The sequence below is a fragment of the Streptomyces sp. NPDC055013 genome (genome assembly GCF_053608645.1).
In genome coordinates this window covers 114299-136417 of the sequence record NZ_JBSGVW010000025.1, presented here as the reverse complement: position 1 = coordinate 136417, position 22119 = coordinate 114299, and the positions used below count along the sequence as shown (strand labels likewise).

Genomic DNA, 22119 nt, shown 5'->3' with positions numbered 1-22119 from the left:
CCTCACGTCGTCTCCTCAAGCCCCCGGAAGGACCGCTTCCAAAGGGACTCAACAGGCCATAACTGATCAAACCGATCACGATGGGAGGTGCATGGGAGGTGTAACGAGACGCTCGGGAGGTCTTCATGGCCGAGGACGCGCACGGTATGACGGGACATGTGCGTGACGCGCAGGACCCGCAACGGCGAGCCGACGCGCACGAGAACGTGCCCGGCAACGTCCTCGTCTCCATCGGCGCGCTGCTCCTCGGCATGCTGCTCGCCGCACTCGATCAGACCATCGTGTCGACCGCCCTGCCCACCATCGTCAGCGACCTCGGCGGCCTGGAGCACCTGTCCTGGGTCGTGACCGCCTATCTGCTGGCGTCCACGGCCGCGACTCCGCTGTGGGGCAAGCTCGGCGACCAGTACGGGCGCAAGCGGCTCTTCCAGATCGCGATCGTGATCTTCCTCGTCGGCTCCGCGCTGTGCGGCATGGCGCAGGACATGGTTCAGCTCATCGCCTTCCGCGCGCTTCAGGGCGTCGGGGGCGGCGGGCTCATGGTGCTGTCCATGGCGATCGTCGGCGACATCGTCCCGCCGCGCGAGCGTGGGCGGTATCAGGGGCTGTTCGGGGGCGTGTTCGGGGCGACGAGTGTGCTCGGGCCGTTGCTCGGCGGGGTGTTCACGGAGCATCTGAGCTGGCGGTGGGTGTTCTACATCAACCTCCCCATCGGGGTCGTCGCCCTCGCCGTCATCGCTGTCGTGCTGCGCATCCCGCGTAAGTCGACGCGGCATGTCATCGACTATCTGGGAACCTTCCTCATCGCCTCCGTCGCCACCTGTCTCGTGCTGGTGGCCTCCCTCGGGGGGACCACATGGGCGTGGGGGTCGGTTCAGATCGTCGGGCTGGCGGTGCTCGGGGTGGTGCTCGCCGTGGCGTTCGTCGCCGTCGAGCGGCAGGCGGCCGAGCCTGTGCTGCCGCTGAAGCTGTTCCGCGTGCGGACGTTCTCGCTCTCCGCGGTCATCAGCTTCATCGTCGGGTTCGCCATGTTCGGCGCGATGACCTACCTGCCGACGTTCCTCCAGGTCGTGCAGGGGGTCAGCCCGACCACGTCCGGGGTGCACATGCTGCCGATGGTGGCCGGCATGCTGCTGGCGTCGACCGGGTCCGGGCAGATCGTCAGCCGTACCGGACGCTGGAAGGTGTTCCCGATCGCGGGGACGGGGGTCACCACGCTGGGGCTGCTGCTGCTCCACCAGTTGGACATGGACAGCTCCACCTGGGAGATGAGCGTCTACTTCTTCGTCTTCGGGCTGGGGCTCGGCCTGGTCATGCAGGTGCTGGTGCTGATCGTGCAGAACGCCGTGTCGTACGAGGATCTCGGCGTGGCCACCTCCGGGGCGACGTTCTTCCGGTCCATCGGGGCGTCGTTCGGTGTGGCCATCTTCGGGACGATCTTCGCCGGCCGGCTCGACGACAAGCTGGTCGAGGCGTTTCGGGGGGTTTCGCTTCCTGCCGGGGTCTCACTGGAGGGGCTGGAGGCGGATCCGCGGGACATCGGGGAACTGCCTGCGGCGTTGCGGCCGGCCGCGTTGGACGCCTACGCGTCCTCGATCACCGACGTGTTCCTGTACGCGGCGCCGGTCGCTCTGGTGGGGTTCGTGCTCGCCTGGTTCCTGCGGGAGGACAAGCTGCGGGGGTCCGTGACCGCGCCCGATGTCACCGAGACGCTGGCCAGCAATCCCGTCCAGCGGTCGTCCTACGACGAGGTGTGCCGCGCGTTGTCGGTGCTCGGTACCCGGGAGGGGCGGCGTGAGGTGTACCGGGACATCACCGAGCGGGCGGGGTACGACCTGTTGCCCGCGGCCAGTTGGCTGTTGCTGCGGATCAAGAGGTACGGGTGGGTGGAGCCGGGGGTGCTCGCCGAGCGGAGTTCTGTGCCGCTGCCCGTGATCCTCGACGCGGCTCGGGAGGTGGAGGGGCGGGGGCTGGCCGTTCGGGAGGGGCTCGATCTGGTGCTGACTCGTCGGGGGCGGGAGGTTGCCGAGCGGTTGGCGCTCGTTCGGGAGCGGTCGTTGGCCGAGTTGTTGGGGGACTGGTGGGGGCCGGATCGGCCTACTGATCTGGTGCAGTTGGTGAAGGAGCTGAATGCGGAGTTGTGTGGGTCTGATCGGGAGCAGCCGCGGGATTCTTGAGCGCCGGGGCCTCCGGCGGTTGGGCGGGGGTGCCTGCGGCGGCCCGCTTCGGGTGAGTGGGGGTGTGCGTAGCGCCTGCGGGTTCGTTGTGGGTCGGGGCCGTGCCGGGGGGTGTCCGTCCTCGGTCGGGCGGTTGCCCTACCTCAAGAGGGGCCGTTCCTTGACGCCCGCCGCTGCGGGCGGACACCTCCCGGCACGGCCCCTTGCCGCCGTACGCGGGTGCCGCGCTGCGGGGGGGTGCGGGAGTGCGGCAGGGGCTAGGCGAGAGGCTTCGTGAACCAGTGCTCGGCGTAGATGTCGTCGTTGTGCGGGGGTGTTTCCTCGTAGCCCAGGGCTGCGTACAGGGCTCGGGCCTCTGCCAGGTCGTGGCGGGTGTCGAGGATGATGCGGGTGGCGTCGAGGGTGCGGGCCATGGCCTCGGCTGAGAGGACCAGGAGTTTGCCGCCGCCCTTGCCTCGCATCTTCGGGTGTACGTAGACCCGGGTCAGTTCGGCCGTGTTGTCGGCCAGGAGTCTGATGCCGGCCGATCCGGCCGGCTCGCCCTCGTAGCGGGCCACCAGCAACTGGCCTTTGGGGAGGCTGAGTTCGGTGGTCGGAGGGCGGGAGAGTTCGCGGGCCAGTTCGGACGGGTCGGTGCGGTGGCCCTTGTGGAGTAGGTAGTAGCGGTCACTGACCTCGGTGTAGTACGCCCGCCAGAGGGCCTTGGCTGTGGGGGAGTTCGGGGGTTCCGGCGCTACGGTCCAGGTCATGGGCGCATTGTGGGGGAGGGGGACGGTGGGTTCGCAAGCGAGTTTGTGGGTGGGCGGATCGGCGGTCGTTTGAGGAGCGCTCTGAGGGCAACCCGGCACACATGTCCACAGGTGTGATCATTCTGATCGTGATGGTGGCGGTCCTCGTCGTGCTCGGCGTGGCCGTCCTGGCCCTGCGTAATCGGGATGCGCAGGGCGGTCGGGGTCTGAAGCGGCGCTTCGGGCCTGAATACGAGCGGGCCGTGACCCGGCACGACGGAGACGTCAAGGCTGCCGAGCGTGAGCTGGCTCAGTTGGTGGAGCGGCACGGCGGGCTGCGGGAGCGGCCGTTGGAGCCGACCGAGGTCGAGCGGTTCGAGGCGCGCTGGGCGGCTGCCCAGGAGCACTTCGTCGAGTCGCCCAGGGAGGCCGTCCACGAGGCGGACCGGCTGCTCGCGGAGCTGGCGCAGGCACGCGGGTTCCCGGACGGCGCGCAGTACGAGGAGCAGATCTCCGCCCTGGCCGTGCACCACGCGGACCATGTGCAGGGCTACCGGCACGTACACCACGTCGCCCACGCGCGCGCGGGTGGCGAACGGGAAGGCGGGGGTGCGGGTACGGAGGAGATGCGCGAGGCCATGATCGAGGCCCGGGCACTGTTCGAGGACCTGGCCGGGCCGGTCGGGCGCCGGGCTTCCCACGAGTCCCGCAGGGACGCCGACGGGCAGGCACCCGCCCGCAGCAACGGCCACCGCGGGCATCTGCCGTGGACGTTCACCCGTCACGCGAAGGGGAGTTGAGCGACATGACGGACGCCACGACCGGCATGGGTGCCGGCAAGGTGACGGACCACGACCTCGCGAAGAGCGCGCCCCCGGTCGCGCCCACCGGTGGGAGCGAGCGACGTGGCAGTGAGGCGCGTGCGGCGGCTCCCGTGAAGGGAGGGCGTGCGGGCGGGCGGCTCTTCCCGCACGAGGAGTCCGACAAGTTCGAGCTCAAGCTGCAGCACGCGGTCTCCGGATTCGTCGACGCCCCCCGGGGCGCCGTGGAGGAGGCCGACCGTGTCCTGGAGGAGCTCGCCGCCCGCTTCACCGAGGCGGTGACGCAGCGCCGCCGTACTCTGCGCGGGGCCTGGCAGGCGAACGATCCGGCCGAGGGCAAGGCCGGGGCGTCCAGCACCGACACCGAGCAGCTGCGGCTGGCGCTGCGTGACTATCGCGAGCTGGCGGAACGGCTCCTACGCATCTGACGCAACACCCGACTCGCCCGCCGCCCGGCGTCTCTCCCGCCACTGCCGTACGACCTCGTCGACGTCGTACGGCTTACGGCCCAGGGGAGGGCCGGGCGGCGGCTTCAGCAGCATGTCGCGGATCTTGACGTTGACGTCCGTGATGATCTTCCGGACGGTCCGCTCCGAGGGAGCCGCGTACGCCGCGATCAGGGCGTCCTCCGCCTCTTTGCGCAGGGCCAGGGCCGGGGGCAGGACCGACAGGCCCTCGCGGGCCATCTTGCGTTTGATCCACCACAGTTCGTCGTACGGCGCTTCCAGGTCGTTCGGCAGCGGCTTTCCGGTGCCGGGCAGCCGGTCGAAGTCACCGCGGGACTGCGCGTCGTGGATCTGCTTGTCGACCCAGGACTCGAACGGGACGCCGGGGGGCTTTCGCTCGGTCATGAGTTCATTGTGCCGGACGCGGCAGTGCCGGGCGATTTATCATGCGGGCGCGGTGGCCAAACGGCCGCTGTTCAAGGATGTTTCAGGAGGGGCGCTCGTGCTCGAACTCACCATGGCCGCCGTGTCCGCGGCGGACGAGGGTGCCACGGCCGGCATGCTCATGGCCGACGCGCCCAGCGAGCCGGGCGCCGTGCTGCGGGTGGGCCGCGACAAGTCGGTGTGCCGGCTGGTGACGCCGGACGAGTGGTTGTTCGTTTCGCGGGTGCATCTGGAGTTCCTGTGCGGGCCCGACGGCAGCTGGCAGGTGACCTGGCTGCGCGGCTCGCAGCCCGACCCGTCCTCCGAGGTGCGGCTGACCGTCGGGCAGTACGCGCAGCCGATCGGCTACGGCGGGACCGTGCCGCTGCCCAGGGGCGGCAGCGGCGAGATCATCATCCACGACCGCACCGAGCCGCGCAGCGTCAACGTGGGCTTCTATCACGAGGCTTGAGCAATGCCTCAGGCGAGGACACGCGCCAGCGCGAAGCCGTCGTAGCCCTTGCTGCCCACGGTCTGGATCGCCGTGCCGCTCAACCTCGGGTGGCTGCCGATCAGTTCGATGGCGGTCCGGGTGCCCTGGATGTCCGGGGCCGTGCTGTCGGCGTCGACGACCCCGCCGCCGCGCACCACGTTGTCGACGACGATCAGGCTGCCCGTGCTGGTGAGCCTGAGCGCCCACTCGACGTAGTGCGGATTGTTGGCCTTGTCGGCGTCGATGAAGACCAGGTCGAAGGGGGCCGGGTTCTCGTCGGCCAGCTTGGGCAGCGACTCCAGGGCCGGGCCGACCCGGACCTCGACGAGCTTGTCCAGGCCGGCCCGCGCGATGTTGCGGGTGGCGACCTCGGCGTGCCTGGGGTTGTACTCCAGCGAGATCAGGCGGCCGTCGGCGGGCAGGGCGCGGGCCAGCCAGATGGTGCTGTAGCCGGCGAGCGTGCCGATCTCCAGGATGTTGCGGGCGCCCTGGATCTGGGCCAGGAGCTGGAGGAACTTGCCCTGGGACCGGCTGACGGCGATCGGCGGGAGCTCGGCCGCCTCGCTCTCCCGCAGGGCGGCCTGGAGCGTTTCGTCATCCGGTGAGAGGTGGGCGGAGAAGTACTCGTCGACGTCGTCCCAGAGCTGCGACTCGCTCATCGCCTTGCCTTTCCTATGGCTAGTTAGATGCGCTAACTACCCGTCTTCGCCGTCGGTGATACCAGGATGGTCGATTCAGGCGGCGGGCGCGGGAGGCTGGGCCGGGGGTGTCGGCAGCTCCGGCCGCCGGCTGCGCCGTACGGCGAACGCGGCCGCCGTCGCCACCGTCAGGGCGAGCCCGCCCGTCACCGTCAGCAGCCACGCCGGGATGCCGGCCACCTTGCGCAGCCGGTCCTCGTGGATCACCTGCTGGAAGGTGTCGTCGGCCGGCGCGCGGCGCAGCTCGTGGTCGCCCACGATGCGTTCGGGATACGGGAACTCCTGGCCGATCGCGGTGAGGAACGGTGTGCCGGCCGCCAGTTCGGCGAGCGGTCCCGTCCGCGCCGTGACCCGGCCTGCGTAGGTGACGCGGGGGCGTTCCCCGCCGATCGGGGACGCCGGTTCCATGCGGTGCGCGGCAAGGACGTACAGGCCCAGGGACTGGGGTGTGTCCGCGAGGCGTGACAGGCGCATCGGGTAGACCGGTTCGGCGGTGCGGAAGGTGAGGTGCAGGGGGTCGAGGGCACCGGTGAGGGGGGTGCCGGTGGTCTGCGGGGTGAGCTTGACGGCCACGTACTCCCAGCGTTGGTCGACGTACGGGCGCAGGGCTCCCGTCAGGCGGGGCGGCAGCGCGAAGCCGTTGCTGTCCAGCCAGGCGTCCAGCGCGCCGGGGTCGGTGGCCGTCAGCCGGGCCACCTCGAAGGGGCCGAGCCGCTGCCGGCCGACGACGCCCACCGGAGCGCCGGCGGCGGGCGGGGGCGGCGGGGCGCCGGCGGTGCCGTCGCCGCTCACCAGCGGCCAGTCGCCGTCCTGGGGCCAGAAGTGGTACCGGGTGCGGTGCACGGGGGCCGTGATGTCGTGCAGCTCGTCGAAGAGGGCGGGGTCGCCGAGGCGGACCGTGGCCCGGCGCGGCACCGGCATGATCCACGCGACCCGCTCGGCGTCCCCGCCGACGGTCAGCCGCATCACGACCTGCTGGCGCGCCCCGTCCCACCGCACGACGGACTCCTCACGCCCCACCGTCACGCGCGCCGCGTCGCCGGGCACCATCGCCCCGCAGCCGCACGCCCAGGCGGGTGCCGCGAGCTGCCCGAGCTGGAGGGCGAGCAACGCCAGGACGACGGTCAGAGCCCGCCTTCGGGTACCCGCCCGCAGTAAGTCCGCCATCGCGCAGCCCCTCCATCCCCGCAAGCCCCTCCACCACCGTGACGCCGGCGGTTCAGACGGTACGGCGGACGGCACGGTTCCGTGGCCGGTGCCCGGTGATGTGATCGATTCCGCCCCGCGGGGGGTGACCCACCGGAGGCGGGCGAACCGCCCCCCGACTATCGTCTCCGGACAAAAGGAGAGCCGACGTCAGGTGAAGTCGGGGTTGCCTGCGTCTCTCCCTGCGGGGGTGCGAGCCGCATAGGGTTCGTAAGGATCCTGACGCGTGGGACGTGTGTGACGACCGGGGCGGGAGGCCGACGAGGCGTGGCGAAGGCGGATCACGGTGGGCGACCGGCGGAGGCACTCGGAGCCACGGCCGTCGGCACGGTCCAGGCACGTGTGCGCGTGGCGCGGCTCGGCCTGTGGCTGGTCGTCGCGGTGCTCGCCCTGCGCCAGGTGGCCGTCGTCCTCGGTACGCCGCGCGGGGACCGGCTGACGGATCTGGAGACCTGGGTCGGACCCAACGGCGTCCTGCATGTGAAGGGTTCGCTGTACGACTCGACGCAGTTCACCGGTACGCCGTTCGGCGGGCTCGTCCTCAAGCCGCTGACCCGGGCCGCCGAGCAGGCCCTCGGCTGGGGCTGGACGTTCGGCACCCTCCTGCTCGTCGTCGCCCTCGGTCTGGTCGCCGCCCGTGCGCTGCCGCAGCCGGTGAGCCGCCGGACCTCGCTGCTCGCCGCGCCCGTCGCCATCAGCCTGCTGATGCTGTCGCTGCCGGTGCGCAACACCCTCTACCTCGGCCAGATCAGCATCATGCCGGTCCTGCTCGTGCTGCTCGGCTGCTTCGCCGTCCGCGGCGAACGCACCAGCGGCGTGCTCATCGGCGTCGCGGCCGCGCTGCAGCCGACCCTGCTGCTGTTCACCCCGCTGCTGTGGTTCACCGGCCGGCGCCGGGCCGCGCTCTCCACGGGGGCCACGTTCGCCGCGTGCACGGCGCTCGCGTGGGCGGCGATGCCGCGCGACTCGTACACCTACTGGGTGCACCACATGGTCGGCGTCGGGCTCGGCGGCCGGGCCGACGACCTCGGCAACCAGTCCCTGCACGGCGCCCTGCTCCGGCTGGGGCTGACCGGCCCGCTGGAGATCGCCCTCTTCCTGGTCCTCGGCGCCGCCGTCGCCGTCCTCGCGCTGCGCCGGGCCGTTCGCTACGCCCACGACGGGCAGCTGCTGCTGGCGGTGGCCATCACCGGATGCGCGGCGATCGTCGTGTCCCCCACCGCCTGGCAGCACCAGCTGCTGTGGGTGCTGCTCGCGGTGGTCGGCCAGGTCGGCAGACGGGCCTCCGACCGGTACGTGTGGCCGGTCGCCGTCATCCTGATCATGACGCTGCCGGCGCGGATGATGGTGCCGGACAAGGTGATCCTCCACCCCCTGCGTGCCGACCTCGTCCTCCTGGCGGCGCTCGCCACGGCCGCCGTCGTGCCCTTCCTGTCCCGCACGTCGCAGTACTGGCAGACGCCGATCCCCACCCGGTACGCGACACCGGTGCCGTCCCGCTTCCGGCACATCCCGCTGGTGCGGTTCCTGCGCCGCGTGCTCACCCGCCCGAACCTGCTCTTCGAGCTGCTCCTCATCCGCGTCACGTACTACGCCTACGCCCAGATCCGGCTGGCGGCCGCGGGCGGCTCCAACTCGGCCGGCCGGGTCACCGCCGAGGAACACGGCGAGGAGATCTACTCGATCGAACGCGCCCTGCACATCGACATCGAGCGCTGGGCCAACCACGCCGTCGTGCAGGTCGACTGGGTCCGCGACTTCTTCGACTTCTACTACGAGTCGTTCCACTTCGGCGTCCCGCTCGCCATCCTCGCCGTCCTGTACTGGCGCCGCCCCGTCGACTACCGCTGGGCCCGCACGGCCATCGGCTTCGCCACCGTCTTCGCCCTGATCGGCTTCTGGCTCTACCCGCTGGCGCCCCCGCGCCTGATGCCGGGCCTGGGCTTCATCGACACGGTCCACGGCCCGCAGGACTTCTCCAGGCCCGACTACGGCACCCTCACCGAACTCACCAACCAGTACGCGGCGATGCCGTCCCTGCACTTCGGCTGGTCCCTGTGGTGCGGTCTGGTGATCCTCATCCTCGCCCCCAGGTGGTGGATGAAGGCCCTGGGTCTCCTCCACCCCCTGTTCACGCTCACCGCGATCGTCGTCACCGGCAACCACTGGGTGCTGGACGCGGTCGGCGGCGCCGCCGTCGTGGGCGCGGGCTTCGGGATGACGTACCTGTTCCAGGGGCCACGCGCGCGGACGGTCACGGCACAGGCCGAGAAGGTCAGCAGTGACTCCCCGGCTCCGGCGAAGGCCCGTACTCCGAGCTGATCCGGTACGTGCCGGGGGCGGTGACGGTGAGGCGGGTGAACTCGCCCTGCCGGGTGAGGCAGCCGCTGCCGTCGGCGTGCAGCCAGGGGGAGTAGACGACCCGTACGGTCGCCGACCCGGCACGGGACATCCGGACGACGAGGTCGGCGCTGGACGTCGACACGACGCTCGCGGGATCGGAGACGAGGGGCACGGCGTCCCGCACCCGGAAGATCCGCCAGTGCTCGTCCTGCCACACGGGCTCCAGCCACTCGGGCCGGTCCTCGCGTATGAGCCGGGCCTCGACCTTGGCGTACCCGTCGGGTTTGCCCAGCGGCAGGACGACGTATCCGACGGCCCAGCGGTCCAGCCACTCCCGGTAGGTCGCCGCGGAGAACGACCCGTCGTAGAAGAGCCGGGCCCGCTCCATGTCCAGCTGGCGGTTCCAACCGCGGGCCATGTTCACATGCGGGGCGAGCCCGCTGGCCTCGCGGTGGTTGCGGGCCGGGACGACCTCGACGCGGGTGCGGTCGGCGCCGAGGTGGTCCAGGGCGCGGACCACTCCGTGGGTCTCGGCGGCCCAGGCGGGCACGGTGGTGGAGACGTAGAGGTCGTCGCCGGTCTTCTTGGTCACCCAGCAGACCGAGAAGACGAGCGCGGTGATCAGCAGGTTCCGGCGGACCTTCGCGAGCCGGGGCTGGGCCACCAGCACGGCGAGGAGGGCCGCGGGCGCGAACAGCTCGGCGAAGCGCTCGACGTTCGTGCCGATGGGGGAGGGGATGAGATACGTCAGGACCGCCCCGGCGGCGTAGACGGCACCGCTCCAGCGGGCGACGCGCCAGGAGCGCGGGGCGAGGAACGTGACGGCCAGGCCCAGGAAGAAGGGCGGCCATATGCGGTCGGCGAACATCAACTGCTCGCCCTTGAAGGGGAAGAGGACGGTCGTCACGCCGACGGTGACGGCGGGCGGGAGGAGGAGAGCGAGGGCGCGGGCCCAGTCGCGGGTGAGGAGGAACGCGGCGCCCACGACGACGAGGAACAGCCCCGCCACCGGGCTCGCCATCGTCGCGAGGGCGGCGTACGCGGCGGCGAGGACGAGCCGCTTCTCACGGGTCAGCAGCAGACACGCGGCGAGTCCGAAGGCCACACCCAGGGCGAACGTGGTGCGGCCGGAGGCCACGTTGCACCACAGGGCGAAGGCCGCGAGCAGGGCCGGGCCGAGGGGGCGCGGGACGCCCTTGGCACGCGTGATGAGGACCGCCGCGAGCCAGGTGGCCGCCAGCCCGGACACGACCGTGACCGTGCGGACGCCGAGCGCGGCCATCAGATACGGCGAGATCAGGCTGTAGTTGGCGGTGTGCGTGCCGCCGTACCAGAACAGGTTGTAGGCCGAGCCGCCGTGCTGGGTGGCGAAGCCGGTCCACGCGTTCTGCGCGGCCAGGTCACCGCCGCCGGTGGCGAGGAACAGGGCCCAGATCGCGTAGAGGGGGACGGTGGGGAGCGTGGCCAGGAGGGGTATTCGGTGGCGGGCCCAGATCGTGTCCAGCAGCCGCTTCCGGGCAGGGGGTGCCTGCTGCGGGGCGCTCGGGCGGGTGCGGGTGCTGGTGAGGTCGGCTTGGGCCACGTGATCGAAGACGTGGAATGGGGTGGGAACGTTCACTGGCCGGTGAAGTGGCTATGCTCCCTCCGCTTCAGCCCGGCACTCGAACCACACCGCCTTGCCGCCGCCCGCCACAGGATCCACACCCCACTTGCCGGCCACCGCGTCCAGCAGCACGAGCCCCCGGCCGCCCTCGTCGTCCGGCCCCGACCGCACGGCATGGGCGGGCAGTTGAGCGAAGCCGTCCGTCACCTCGACCCGCACCCCGCCCGGCTGCCGCAGGATCAGCACCTCGCACCGGCGGTCCGGAACATGCCGTACGACATTGGCGACCAGCTCGGTCACGCCCAGCTCCACGGCGTCGGTCAGTGCGGGCATCGCCCATTCGGCGAGCAGCGAGCGGGCGATGGTGCGGATGTGCCGGGCGGAGTGTGCGCCGACGGTGAGGCGCAGCCGGTATTGCGCACGGAAGGGGACCAGGGAGGTGGGGGGAATGTATCCGTTCACGGTACGAGCGTGACCTGGCGCAACTACTCTGGGCTACCGAACAGATACAACAGGTCCCGAAGTGGGCCGAGTTGCGTGAGAGGGGCCGCTGCGTGACCCACATCAACACCCTCGACCCGGGCGCCTCGCCACTCGACTACTACGGCTTCGAACTGCGCCGCTACCGCGAGACCGCCGGGCTGACCCAGAAGCAGCTCGGGGACATCGTGTACTGCACGGGGTCGCTGGTCGGCCAGATCGAGACGGCCCGGAAGCTGCCGACGTTGCCGTTCAGCGAGCGGGTGGATGTGGCGTTGGGGACGGGCGGGGCGCTGTCGCGGTTGCACGAGCTGGTGATGCGTAGTCAACTTCCGGCCTGGTTTCAGCAGGTGGCGGAGTTGGAGGCGCGGGCGATCGAGATCTGCTCCTTCCAGGACCACATGGTGCTGGGTCTCCTCCAGACCAGGGCATACGCGCGGGCTGTGTTCGGTGTGCTGGACGAGACGGATCTCGACGACCGGACCGAGGTGCGGTTGGCGCGGCAGCGCATCCTTGAGAAGGGCGACCCACCGGTCTTCTGGGCGATTCTCAGTGAGGCAGCGTTGTTCCAGGAGATCGGCGGCCGGGAGGTCATGCGCGAGCAACTCGCCCATCTGTTGTCCTTCGAGAACAATCCCCGCATCAACATCCAGGTGTTGCCGTTCGCGGCGGGCGCGCATGCGGGGCTGACAGGCTCGTTTGACCTCTACCGGTTTGCGAGCGATCCGACCATCGTCTACACGGAGAGCTACGGCAGCGGGCATCCGACCGCAAATCCGGACACCGTCAGGGACTGCTCGCTCCGATACGATCATCTCCAGGCTGCCGCCCTCTCCCTCAAGGACTCGGCGGAGTTGATCCGGCGTGTAATGGAGGAGCGCTATGGCGAGCAACGTGATTCCGGCGGGGACCCCGTGGCGTAGGTCGTCGTACAGCAGCGATCAAGGCGGCCAGTGCGTCGAGATAGCCGCAACCCCGCACACCACCATCGCCATCCGCGACTCCAAGAACCCGGCGGGGCCGATCGTCACCCTCGACCCCGCCGCATTCAACGCGTTCCTGGGTTGGGCTACAGGCGCTGAATGATCGTGCCGGTGGCGAGCCCCCCGCCCGCGCACATCGTCACGAGCGCGAACTCCTTGTCCGCCCGCTCCAGTTCATGCAGGGCGGTCGTGATGAGGCGGGCCCCCGTCGCCCCCACCGGGTGTCCGAGGGCGATCGCGCCGCCGTTCACGTTCACTTTCTCCAGGTCCTGCTCGAAGACCTGGGCCCAGCTCAACACCACCGACGCGAACGCCTCGTTGATCTCGACGAGGTCGATGTCCTTCAGGGACATCCCGGCCTTGCCCAGCACGGCGTTCGTCGCGTCGATCGGTCCGTCGAGGTGGAAGTGCGGGTCGGCGCCCACCAGCGCCTGGGCGACGATCCGCGCCCTCGGCTTGAGCTTCAGCGCACGCGCCATCCGCTTCGACGCCCACATGATCGCCGCCGCGCCGTCGCTGATCTGGGACGAGTTGCCCGCCGTATGTACGGCCGTCGGCATGACGGGCTTGAGCCTCGCCAGGGCCTCCATGGACGTGTCGCGCAGCCCCTCGTCCCTGTCGACGAGCCGCCACATGCCCTGCCCGGCACGCTGCTCGTCCTCGGTCGTCGGGACCTGGACGGCGAACGTCTCCCGCTTGAACCGCTCCTCGGCCCAGGCGGCGGCGGCCCGTTCCTGCGAGACCAGCCCCAGGGCGTCGACGTTCTCGCGGGTCAGCCCCCGATGGCGGGCGATCCGCTCCGCCGCCTCGAACTGGTTGGGGAGGTCCACGTTCCACTCGTCGGGGAAGGGCTTGCCGGGCCCGTGCTTGGAGCCGGACCCCAGCGGCACCCGGGACATCGCCTCGACGCCGCAGCTGATGCCGACGTCGATGACGCCGGCCGCGATCATGTTGGCCGTCATGTGCGACGCCTGCTGCGAGGACCCGCACTGGCAGTCGACCGTCGTCGCGGCCGTCTCGTACGGCAGGCCCATGGTCAGCCAGGCCGTACGCGCGGGGTTCATGGACTGTTCGCCGGCGTGGGTCACCGTGCCGCCGACGATCTGCTCGACCGCGTCGGCGGGGATGCCGGTGCGGCCCAGGAGTTCGCGGTACGTCTCGCCCAGGAGATAGGCGGGGTGGAGGTTGGCGAGCGCGCCGCCGCGCTTGCCGACGGGGGTGCGTACTGCTTCGACGATCACGGGTTCCGCGGCCATGGGGAGTGTCCTCTCCTCGGTTACCCGCGCGGCGCGGGGGCGTCCCGGCCGGCCCCGCCACGCGGAACTAGAACACGTACTAGTTCCACTCGCAGTCTGCTGACAGCGCGTCGACTGCCGCAAGAGTCGTGCAGCGTCTGAAGTCTTGATCTGCGGAGATCTGCACGAATCCCGCACGCAATTCGGGGTGCCGCGCCTCTTGCCACTTGTAGAACCCGTTACTACCTTCTCGGCAATCCTTGGTCTGATGGTCCGTCAGATGGCTAGATGGCTGGAGTTGCCGATGCCTTGTCCAGCGCTTCCCGACGGGTTCGACTTCACCGACCCCGATGTGCTGCACCACCGCGTACCCCTCCCGGAGTTCGCCGAGCTGCGCCGGGCCGAACCGGTCCGCTGGATCCCGCAGTCGGGCAACGTGGCCGGGTTCCAGGACGAGGGCTACTGGGCGGTGACCCGGCACGCCGACGTCAAGTACGTGTCCACGCACCCGGAGTTGTTCTCGTCCTCCCTCAACACCGCGATCATCCGCTTCAACGAGCACATCGAGCGCGACGCCATCGACGCGCAGCGACTGATCCTGCTGAACATGGACCCGCCCGAGCACACCCGGGTCCGCCAGATCGTGCAGCGCGTCTTCACCCCACGGGCCATCCGGGCCCTGGAGGAGCGCCTGCACGCGCGGGCGCTGTCGATCGCCGCCAACGCCCGGCAGCACTCCGGCCCCTTCGACTTCGTCACCGAGGTCGCCTGCGAACTGCCCCTGCAGGCCATCGCCGAGCTCATCGGCGTCCCGCAGGACGACCGGGCCAAGATCTTCGACTGGTCCAACAAGATGATCGCGTACGACGACCCCGAGTACGCCATCACCGAGGAGGTCGGGCAGGAGTCGGCCACCGAACTCATCTCGTACGCGATGAACATGGCCGCCGACCGCAAGGAGTGCCCGGCGAAGGACCTCGTCACCACGCTGGTGGCGGCGGAGGACGAGGGCAACCTGCGCTCCGACGAGTTCGGGTTCTTCGTGCTGATGCTGTCGGTGGCCGGCAACGAGACCACCCGTAACGCCATCACGCACGGGATGCACGCCTTCCTCACCCACCCCGAGCAGTGGGAGCTGTACAAGAGGGAGCGTCCGGCGACGGCGGCCGAGGAGATCGTCCGCTGGGCGACGCCCGTCGTCTCCTTCCAGCGGACCGCCACTCAGGACACGGAGTTGGGCGGGAAGCGCATAAACAAGGGGGACCGGGTAGGAATCTTCTATGCCTCGGCGAACCACGACCCCGAGGTCTTCGACCACCCGGACACCTTCGACATCACCCGTGACCCCAATCCTCACCTGGGCTTCGGCGGGGGCGGTCCCCACTACTGCCTCGGCAAGTCCCTCGCGGTCCTGGAGATCGACCTCATCTTCAACGCCGTGGCCGACGCCATGCCCGGCCTGCGACTGGTCGGCGACCCGCGCCGCCTGCGCTCCGCCTGGATCAACGGCGTCAAGGAACTCCAGGTGACCGCCGGCTGACGACGCACGGCGCCACACTCGGGCCGACGGCATCCCGGCGCCGTCGGCCCGTCCCGAGGGAGGCAGGAGCACCCCTTGTCCCTACGCCCGTTCCTGCCTCCCCCGAGACGGCTCCGTCGGCGCACGAGGTCGTTGGTACGCATGGCGAAGGCGACGGCCCCGGGGATCGGGGGCCGCCGCCTTCGGTTCAGGGTCTGGCGGGGTCGGCTCAGTACCAGCCGTTCGACTGCCAGAAGTTCCAGGCGCCACAGGCGCTGCCGTAGCGGTCCTTCATGTAGTCCAGGCCCCACTCGATCTGGGTGGCCGCGTTGGTCTTCCAGTCCGAGCCGGCCGAGGCCATCTTGTTGCCCGGGAGGGCCTGGACGAGGCCGTAGGCGCCGCTGGAGGAGTTGGTGGCGTTCACGTTCCAGTCGCTCTCGTGATCGACGATCTTGGAGAAGCACTGGTACTGGGCCGAGTCCGAGATCATCTTCTTCGCGACCTTCTGCGCCGAGCCGGCCTCGGTCGACGCGGCCTGGGCGGGCGCGGCGGCGAACAGGGTGCCGGCGGCCGTGGCGGCCAGGGCGGCACCGGCGAGAGCCTTCTTCGGGGCGGAGATGCGGCGGAAGGTGGAAATCGCGGACACGGAGAGCCTTTCTTCGGGGACAGGGGGCCGCAGGCAAGCCGGAACCACGCGATGCGAGGCGGGGGCGTACGTCGGCGCCGAGGCCCTGAGGGCACGTCGGCGCCGTGCGACGTGGTCCAGAGAAACAGGCCGGGAAGATGTCCGCAATGAGCCGGTTTGCTAGTTGTGGTCGTATGCGGGGGGAGGGGTGCTCGTGTGGCGTGGCTCTCAATGCGCAGGTCAAAGACTGCTTTGGCGTGCGCATGGCGTCCGATTTGTCCGACTAGGGTGGATCGTAGGTGAGGTGAGTCATGTGGGCTGGTTCACCGTGCGGATCACGGACCGCGTGTGGCCCTTCACCCTGTGGGAGCGTCGAATGTGACCGGGGCCTCGAAAGCCGCCCGGCGCGTGGCCCGGCGAAGCGCCCGCAGGATCACCGGGCCGAGAGTGACGGTCAGGACGACGGTGACGAGGGCCCGGCCGAGGTCCCAGCCGAGGGAGGTCGCCAGGCAGTACGCCACGAAGCGGGCCAGGTTCGCGGGGACGGCCGCCTCGGGGTCGAAGGCCACGTTCGAGGCCAGCGCGCCCATGAAGGGCCAACCGGCGAGGTTCATGATCGTGCCGTAGACGAAGGCCCCGAGGAAGCCGTAGACGGCCAGCATCAGCAGCTCCGCCCGCCCGCGCAGGCGGTCCTGGCCCGGCAGCAGGCCCGCGCCCATCGTGAACCAGCCCATCGCCAGCATCTGGAACGGCATCCAGGGGCCCACCCCGCCCGTCAGCAGCGCCGACGCGAACATCGTCACCCCGCCCAGCACGAATCCGAAGCCCGGGCCCAGGACCCGCCCGCTGAGCACCATCAGGAAGAACATCGGCTCGAGGCCGGCCGTACCCGCCCCGATCGGCCGCAGCGCCGCCCCCGTCGCCGCCAGTACGCCGAGCATCGCGACCGCCTTCGGGCCGAGCCCGGACTCGGAGATCGTGGCGGCGACCACCGCGACGAGGAGGACCAGGAGAGCCGCGAAGAGCCAGGGCGCGTCCTGGGCGTGGGCGCTGAGCTGGGAGGTGGGCGGTGTGAGGAACGGCCAGCCGAACGCCGCGACACCGACCGCGCTGACGAGGGCCAGGGCGGCGATGGAGCGCGGGCCCAGGCGGACGGCTCGGGCCTGGGGCGTGGGGTGATCGGAGCGGCCCGTCATGCCAGGGCCTCCCGTACCTCGGCGACGGTGAGCCACTTCTGCGGGGCCAGGATCTTGGCCACCTGCGGGGCGAACGAGGGGGAGGCGACCACCACGTCCGCCGCCGGGCCGTCCGCGATCACCTCACCGTCGGCGAGAAGGATCACCCGGTGTGCCAGTTCGGCGGCCAGCTCCACGTCGTGGGTGGCCAGGATGATGGCGTGCCCCTCGGCGGCCAGCCCGCGCAGGATGCCGAGCAGCCGGGCCTTCGCCGCGTAGTCCAGGCCGCGGGTCGGTTCGTCGAGGAGGAGAAGGGGCGGCTTGGCGGTCAGGACCACGGCCAGGGCGAGGGTGAGGCGCTGGCCCTCGGACAGGTCGCGGGGGTGGATGTCGTCCGGGATGTCCGGGAGGAGCTCGGAGACGAGGGCGCGGCAGGTGCCGGGGGCCGCGCCGGCGTCGGCGTCGGCCGACGCGCACTCCGCCGCGACGGTGTCGGCGTAGAGCAGGTCGCGGGGTTCCTGGGGGACGAGGCCAACTTTGCGTACGAGGTCGCGGGGCGGGGTGCGGTGCGGGGTGGCTCCGCCTGCTTGGACTGTGCCGGACGAGGGTTCGACCAGGCCGACCAGGGTGTTGAGGAGCGTGGACTTTCCGGCGCCGTTGCGGCCCATTAGGGCGATGGTTTCGCCTGGGGTGACGGTGAGGTCCACGTGGCGTAGGGCCTGGATGCGGTCGCGGGTTACGGAGAGGGCTTGTACTTCGGCCGTGTGGGGGGAGGGTGGGGTGGGTTCGGTGCGTTTGCGGCGGAACCAACGGGCGCCTACGGGGGTGGAGGTTGCGGATTCGTTGCGGGTGCTGGTCGGTTGTGGCTGGTCGCGCAGTTCCCCGCGCCCCTTGAGGGGGTTGTAGTCCCGTCCCTCAAGCCGTTCCCGTAGGTCCGCTGCCTGCCTACGAGCATCTCGGACCGTCAGTGGCAGCGGGGACCAGTCCGCCAGGCGGCCCAGGGCCACGACCGGGGGGTACACCGGGGATACGGCCATGACCTCCGCCGGGGTGCCCAGGACGGGGGGCGCTCCGGGTGAGGGGAGCAGGGCGACCTGGTCGGCGTACTGGATGACGCGTTCCAGGCGGTGTTCGGCCATGAGGATCGTGGTGCCGAGGTCGTGGACCAGGCGTTGGAGGACCGCGAGGACCTCCTCCGCGGCGGCCGGGTCGAGGGCCGAGGTCGGCTCGTCGAGGACGAGGACCTTGGGGTGCGGGGTGAGGACGGAGCCGATCGCGACGCGCTGCTGCTGGCCGCCGGAGAGGGTGGCGATGGGGCGGGCCCGGAGGTCGGTGAGGCCGAGCAGGTCGAGGGTCTCCTCCACGCGGCGGCGCATCACGTCCGGGGCGAGGCCCAACGACTCCATGCCGTAGGCGAGTTCGTCCTCGACCGTGTCGCTCACGAAGTGGGACAGGGGGTCCTGCCCCACCGTGCCCACCACGTCGGCGAGTTCGCGCGGCTTGTGGGTACGGGTGTCGCGGCCGGCCACCGTGACGCGGCCGCGCAGGGTGCCGCCGGTGAAGTGCGGGACCAGGCCGCTGACCGCGCCGAGGACGGTGGACTTGCCCACACCCGACGGCCCGACCAGGAGGACGAGCTCGCCCTCCGGCACCTCGAAGTCGACGCCCCGCACGGTGGGCCCAGCGGTGCCGTCGTAGGTCACCGATACATCCTCGAAGCGGATCACGACGGCTCCTTGGGGATCACGAAGGCGGGCAGCAGGCCCAGCAGTACGGCCGCCGCAGGCCACAGGGGGAGGGCCGGCGCGACCAGGGGGACCACACCGGGGTGCAGCGCCTCGGGGTCGCGGGACGCGGCGAGGGTGAGCAGTGCGGCCACCGCGACGCCGGAGCCGGTGACCAGCCAGGCGCGGGCGTCCCAGCGGTCGGGGCGGTAGCGGGTACGAGGGGTGCGGCGGCCCCCGAGCCACAGGCCGGCCAGCGCGGCGGCCAGACCGGTGAGGAGGACGGGCAGACCGTAGCCGGCGCCCTGGGCGGTCAGCAGGCCGTACGTTCCCGCGCAGACGCCCAGCAGGCCGCCGAGGGTGAGCGCGGTGGTGGTGCGGCGGACCGGGTCGGGGACCTGCGCGGTACGGCCGTATCCGCGGGCGTCCATCGCTGCGGCGAGGGCGACCGAACGCTCCAACGCGCCCTCCAGGACCGGGAGTCCGACGTGCAGGAGGCCGCGGATGCCGTGGTCGGGCCGGCCGCGCAGGCGCCGGGCGGCGCGCAGGCGCTGGACGTCGGCGATCAGGTTGGGGGCGAAGGTGAGGGCGACGACCACCGCCACGCCCATCTCGTACAGGGCGCCCGGGAGGGACTTCAGCAGGCGGGTGGGGTTGGCGAGGGCGTTCGCAGCGCCCACGCAGATCAGGAGCGTGGCCAGTTTGAGGCCGTCGTACAGGGCGAAGACGAGCGCCTCGGCGGTGACCGTGCCGCCCAGGCGGATGCCCTGGGCCCAGTCGGGGAGGGGGACTTCGGGGAGGGTGACGATCACGTGGGTGCCGGGGATGGGGGAGCCGAGGGCCACGGCGAAGAAGAGGCGGATGACGAGGACGGCCAGGGCGAGCTTGACGAAGGCCGAGTAGGAGCGGGCCCAGGGGGTGTTCGGGCGGCAGGTCGCCACCACGTACGCGGACGTGGCGATGAGGAGGGTGAGCAGGAGGGGGTTGGTGGTGCGGGTGGCCGCGGTGCCCAGGGAGAGGGCCCAGAGCCACCAGGCGCCGGGGTGGAGCTGCGCCCGGGGACGCGGCCGGGGGACGGGGCCGCCTGCCGGCGCCGGTGGGGTGCCGCCCCTCTTCGGGACGGGCACCTCCCCGGCGGCACGAGTGCCCGCGGGCCGGCTGGGGCGGCTCGCCATCAGGCTCGCCGCCGCCGTGCCTGCCAGGCCGCTGCCGCGCCCAGCACCACCACCACGACGATCCCCGCCACCAGGCCCAGCGACGGACCGTCGTCCGAGGCGTCCTTCTTCTCGGAGGCCGCCTTTTCGGAAGGCGACTTCTCGGACGCCGTCGTGTCGCTCGACGCCACCTGCTCCCCGCACCCCTTCTCCGGGTAGCCCCCGATCGCGCACAACAGCGCGTCCGTGCCGTAGCGCAGTGGCTTGGCCACCGTGGCCAGGGCCTCGGCCGTGGTCGCGTCCGGGGCGACGCGGGCGCAGGCGGTGCGGCGGGCCGGGGGCGTCTCGCCCGACGGGGCGTCGGCCGGCGTACCGAAGTCGATGACCAGAGCCACCCGCTTCTTGCCGTCCTGTGCGGGCGTGCGCGCGCAGATCACCGCGAACTCGGCCGCGCCTCTCGGCTTCGCGGCGTCCTTCGAGTCCTCGCTCACCGCGAAGCGGAAGCCCTGGACGTCGCCGTCGGAGGGGCGGGCGGTGGAGGGGCCCTGGGTGGCGTACGTCCACGTGTCGCCGTCGCGGTCCCAGAAGGACCAGTAGCGGTAGCCGGTCGCCTGGGCGGCCTGGGCCGCGCCGGTCACGAGGACCAGCGCGGCCAGGACGAGGGCGAGAGCGCGGCGGATCACGATCGCTTGGCCTTGTTGCGGCCGCTCAGCAGGAAGCCGATGCCGATGCCCGCGACCAGGCAGACACCGACGAACCACCACACACCGAAGCCCTTGTCGTCGTCCTCCTGCTTGTCGGAGGCTTTCGCCGACGTCGTCACCGACGCGTTCGGCGCCGACTGCGGTGCCGGGCCGGTCGCGTTGAGCTGCTTGACCAGGTCCGTGCCGCCGAAGTCACGCGGGTCGGCGCCGGTCGCGTGGGCGGCGAAGATCAGCTGGGCGTAGGCGGCCGGGCCGCTCTGCGCCGCCCACTGCTCGGAGTTCTGCTCCAGCCAGGTCAACGGCTTCTGCGCGGCGCTCGCCCCGCTCCGTGCGGCGAGGGCGACGACCGCGTCGGCCGTGTTGCCGTAGTCGGGCTGGTCCTCGGCGCCGGGGAGGGCGGACGTCAGGTGGCCGTCCTTGGCGAGGGCCTTCGTCAGGTATGCGGCGCCGTTGGCCGCGGCCCGCTCGGGGGTCGCGGAGCCGGCGTCGCTGCAGGACGCGTCCGACTGCTTGCCGGGGCTCACCACGAAGCCCTTGCCGAGCGCGCCGGTGACGCCCGCCGCGGTCGCGTCCGCGTTGGCGGCCAGGTCGCCCTTCTTGTCCGGCTGGAACGCGAAGGCACCCGCGTCGGCGCCCTTGCAGGGCAGGGCGAGCTCGAGCAGGGCGTCGTACGGGGACTTCCCGCCCTTCACGACCTCCGCCGGCTTCTCGCCCGCGGCGGCCAGCGCGCCGACCACGACCGACGTCGAGTTGGCGTCGGTGGCCCCGCCCGCGGTGTAGCCCCAGCCGCCGTCCTTGTTCTGGACCGACTTCAGCCAGGACACCGCCTTGTCGGCCACGGCGTCGTGCCCGCCGAGCGCGGCCAGTGCCTGGACGGCGGCGGCCGTGTTGTTGGTGTCGATCAGGGTCTTGGCGTCGCAGTCCGCGCTCGTGTCGGCGCGGTAGGGCGCGAAGGCCCCGTTCGCGCACTGCTGTCCGAGCAGCCAGTCGACGGCACCCTTAGCCGGCTGCACCTCGACCGTGTCCTGCGCGAGCAGCGCGAGGGACTGGCGCCAGACGCCGTCGTACGTGGGATCGGAGTCGCCGTACAGCTCGGCGGGGTACGCCTTCGACGGCGAGGCGGAGGGGGACGAGTCGGCGGCTACGGCCGGCGCGGCCGCGCCGATCACGACGGCGGCGGCCAGGACCGCGGCGCTGCGGCGGACGTACATGATCGGCGGGTGCCCTTCCCTAAGGGGAACCGGGCAGCACAGGGAAAACCCCCGGCGGCTCGGCTCCGTATACCTCGACGGTGCCGCGCTCCGGCAGGCTGCCGGTGCACGTGAGCCGGTCACTGTCCCATACACGGCGGTCCGGCTCACCGGCCTTCGGCGACCGGTTCACGGTTGCGGGTCAGCGCCGGATTTGCACCGGCTTTCCCCCGTACGGGTGTGATGACGACGCGGCCACTCTACCCGGCGGTAAACAGGCGCTGAGAGCTGGCTGTGGGTCGCCGAAGCGCCCTCGCGTCAATCGGGGCCGGGGATTGCCGGTTCGGCTGGATTTCGCCCATGACGGCCGACCGGTGTTGCCGAGCTCCACT

General features: G+C 71.3%; 21 protein-coding genes. 8 read left to right on the top strand and 13 right to left on the bottom strand.

Going from position 1 to position 22119, the window contains the following annotated elements; translation table 11 throughout:
• The first annotated feature begins 125 nt into the window (after window positions 1–125).
• The gene (locus tag ACWGDB_RS27645) at window positions 126–2177 is read left to right on the top strand and encodes a DHA2 family efflux MFS transporter permease subunit (protein WP_453824889.1); all 2052 of its coding nucleotides are present in this window, start codon (window positions 126–128) and stop codon (window positions 2175–2177) included.
• 257 nt (window positions 2178–2434) lie between these two features.
• Here the strand turns inward: ACWGDB_RS27645 and ACWGDB_RS27640 are convergent, their stop codons facing one another.
• Entirely contained in the window at window positions 2435–2926 is a 492-nt protein-coding gene (locus tag ACWGDB_RS27640) for a GNAT family N-acetyltransferase (RefSeq protein WP_453824888.1), read from the bottom strand.
• 101 nt (window positions 2927–3027) lie between these two features.
• On the opposite strand from ACWGDB_RS27640, the gene ACWGDB_RS27635 reads away from it, so the two are divergent.
• Together ACWGDB_RS27635 and ACWGDB_RS27630 are read left to right on the top strand one after the other, a co-directional pair.
• Complete coding sequence (locus ACWGDB_RS27635; protein ID WP_453824887.1) at window positions 3028–3705, top strand: hypothetical protein; 678 nt, start codon at window positions 3028–3030, stop codon at window positions 3703–3705.
• Between the two features lie 5 nt (window positions 3706–3710).
• Entirely contained in the window at window positions 3711–4154 is a 444-nt protein-coding gene (locus ACWGDB_RS27630) for a hypothetical protein (protein ID WP_453824886.1), read from the top strand.
• On the opposite strand, the gene ACWGDB_RS27625 is transcribed toward ACWGDB_RS27630, so the two are convergent.
• Entirely contained in the window at window positions 4143–4577 is a 435-nt protein-coding gene (locus ACWGDB_RS27625) for a DnaJ family domain-containing protein (protein ID WP_453824885.1), read from the bottom strand. The genes ACWGDB_RS27630 and ACWGDB_RS27625 overlap by 12 nt on opposite strands.
• Before the next feature lie 97 nt (window positions 4578–4674).
• Between ACWGDB_RS27625 and ACWGDB_RS27620 the strand changes: the two genes are divergently transcribed.
• On the top strand, window positions 4675–5067 hold the full coding sequence (locus ACWGDB_RS27620; RefSeq protein WP_369270746.1) for an FHA domain-containing protein: 393 nt from the start codon (window positions 4675–4677) through the stop codon (window positions 5065–5067).
• An 8-nt stretch (window positions 5068–5075) separates the two neighbouring features.
• Here ACWGDB_RS27620 and ACWGDB_RS27615 read toward each other — a convergent pair whose 3' ends face one another.
• Together ACWGDB_RS27615 and ACWGDB_RS27610 are read right to left on the bottom strand one after the other, a co-directional pair.
• The gene (locus ACWGDB_RS27615) at window positions 5076–5747 is read right to left on the bottom strand and encodes an O-methyltransferase (protein ID WP_369270745.1); all 672 of its coding nucleotides are present in this window, start codon (window positions 5745–5747) and stop codon (window positions 5076–5078) included.
• 75 nt (window positions 5748–5822) lie between these two features.
• Window positions 5823–6953 carry a DUF2330 domain-containing protein gene (locus ACWGDB_RS27610; RefSeq protein WP_453824884.1) on the bottom strand — a complete coding sequence of 377 codons (1131 nt, stop codon included), beginning with the start codon at window positions 6951–6953 and terminating at the stop codon, window positions 5823–5825.
• A 306-nt stretch (window positions 6954–7259) separates the two neighbouring features.
• Between ACWGDB_RS27610 and ACWGDB_RS27605 the strand changes: the two genes are divergently transcribed.
• Window positions 7260–9314, top strand: coding sequence for a bifunctional glycosyltransferase 87/phosphatase PAP2 family protein (locus tag ACWGDB_RS27605; protein ID WP_453824883.1), 2055 nt, complete (start codon window positions 7260–7262; stop codon window positions 9312–9314).
• On the opposite strand, the gene ACWGDB_RS27600 is transcribed toward ACWGDB_RS27605, so the two are convergent.
• Together ACWGDB_RS27600 and ACWGDB_RS27595 are read right to left on the bottom strand one after the other, a co-directional pair.
• Window positions 9268–10917 (bottom strand): hypothetical protein, encoded by a 1650-nt coding sequence (locus tag ACWGDB_RS27600; RefSeq protein ID WP_453824882.1) that lies wholly within the window; start codon window positions 10915–10917, stop codon window positions 9268–9270. The two genes, ACWGDB_RS27605 and ACWGDB_RS27600, sit on opposite strands and share 47 nt — an antisense overlap.
• 51 nt (window positions 10918–10968) lie before the next feature.
• Complete coding sequence (locus ACWGDB_RS27595; protein ID WP_453824881.1) at window positions 10969–11400, bottom strand: ATP-binding protein; 432 nt, start codon at window positions 11398–11400, stop codon at window positions 10969–10971.
• 92 nt (window positions 11401–11492) lie between these two features.
• Between ACWGDB_RS27595 and ACWGDB_RS27590 the strand changes: the two genes are divergently transcribed.
• Window positions 11493–12341, top strand: coding sequence for a helix-turn-helix domain-containing protein (locus ACWGDB_RS27590; RefSeq protein WP_453824880.1), 849 nt, complete (start codon window positions 11493–11495; stop codon window positions 12339–12341).
• Window positions 12301–12504 carry a DUF397 domain-containing protein gene (locus ACWGDB_RS27585; RefSeq protein WP_453824879.1) on the top strand — a complete coding sequence of 68 codons (204 nt, stop codon included), beginning with the start codon at window positions 12301–12303 and terminating at the stop codon, window positions 12502–12504. The genes ACWGDB_RS27590 and ACWGDB_RS27585 overlap by 41 nt, the downstream gene beginning before the upstream one ends.
• Here ACWGDB_RS27585 and ACWGDB_RS27580 read toward each other — a convergent pair.
• A complete protein-coding gene (locus ACWGDB_RS27580) occupies window positions 12488–13657 on the bottom strand; it encodes a steroid 3-ketoacyl-CoA thiolase (protein ID WP_453824878.1) in 1170 nt (389 codons plus the stop codon). The two genes, ACWGDB_RS27585 and ACWGDB_RS27580, sit on opposite strands and share 17 nt — an antisense overlap.
• Window positions 13658–13940: 283 nt before the next feature.
• On the opposite strand from ACWGDB_RS27580, the gene ACWGDB_RS27575 reads away from it, so the two are divergent.
• Window positions 13941–15176, top strand: coding sequence for a cytochrome P450 (locus tag ACWGDB_RS27575; protein WP_383595888.1), 1236 nt, complete (start codon window positions 13941–13943; stop codon window positions 15174–15176).
• Between the two features lie 208 nt (window positions 15177–15384).
• Here the strand turns inward: ACWGDB_RS27575 and ACWGDB_RS27570 are convergent, their stop codons facing one another.
• From ACWGDB_RS27570 to ACWGDB_RS27545, 6 genes are all read right to left on the bottom strand, one after another.
• Window positions 15385–15801 carry an aggregation-promoting factor C-terminal-like domain-containing protein gene (locus ACWGDB_RS27570; RefSeq protein ID WP_383595891.1) on the bottom strand — a complete coding sequence of 139 codons (417 nt, stop codon included), beginning with the start codon at window positions 15799–15801 and terminating at the stop codon, window positions 15385–15387.
• A gap of 335 nt (window positions 15802–16136) precedes the next feature.
• A complete protein-coding gene (locus tag ACWGDB_RS27565; RefSeq protein ID WP_453824877.1) occupies window positions 16137–16976 on the bottom strand; it encodes an ECF transporter S component in 840 nt (279 codons plus the stop codon).
• Window positions 16973–18682: an ABC transporter ATP-binding protein gene (locus ACWGDB_RS27560; protein ID WP_453824876.1), complete on the bottom strand. Its 1710-nt coding sequence runs from the start codon at window positions 18680–18682 to the stop codon at window positions 16973–16975. Before ACWGDB_RS27560 ends, ACWGDB_RS27565 begins: the two co-directional genes overlap by 4 nt.
• Window positions 18679–19854, bottom strand: coding sequence for an energy-coupling factor transporter transmembrane component T (locus ACWGDB_RS27555; protein WP_453824875.1), 1176 nt, complete (start codon window positions 19852–19854; stop codon window positions 18679–18681). The genes ACWGDB_RS27560 and ACWGDB_RS27555 overlap by 4 nt, the downstream gene beginning before the upstream one ends.
• On the bottom strand, window positions 19854–20516 hold the full coding sequence (locus ACWGDB_RS27550; RefSeq protein ID WP_453824874.1) for an SCO2322 family protein: 663 nt from the start codon (window positions 20514–20516) through the stop codon (window positions 19854–19856). The genes ACWGDB_RS27555 and ACWGDB_RS27550 overlap by 1 nt, the downstream gene beginning before the upstream one ends.
• Entirely contained in the window at window positions 20513–21748 is a 1236-nt protein-coding gene (locus ACWGDB_RS27545; protein WP_453824873.1) for a prenyltransferase/squalene oxidase repeat-containing protein, read from the bottom strand. The genes ACWGDB_RS27550 and ACWGDB_RS27545 overlap by 4 nt, the downstream gene beginning before the upstream one ends.
• Window positions 21749–22119: the final 371 nt, after the last annotated feature.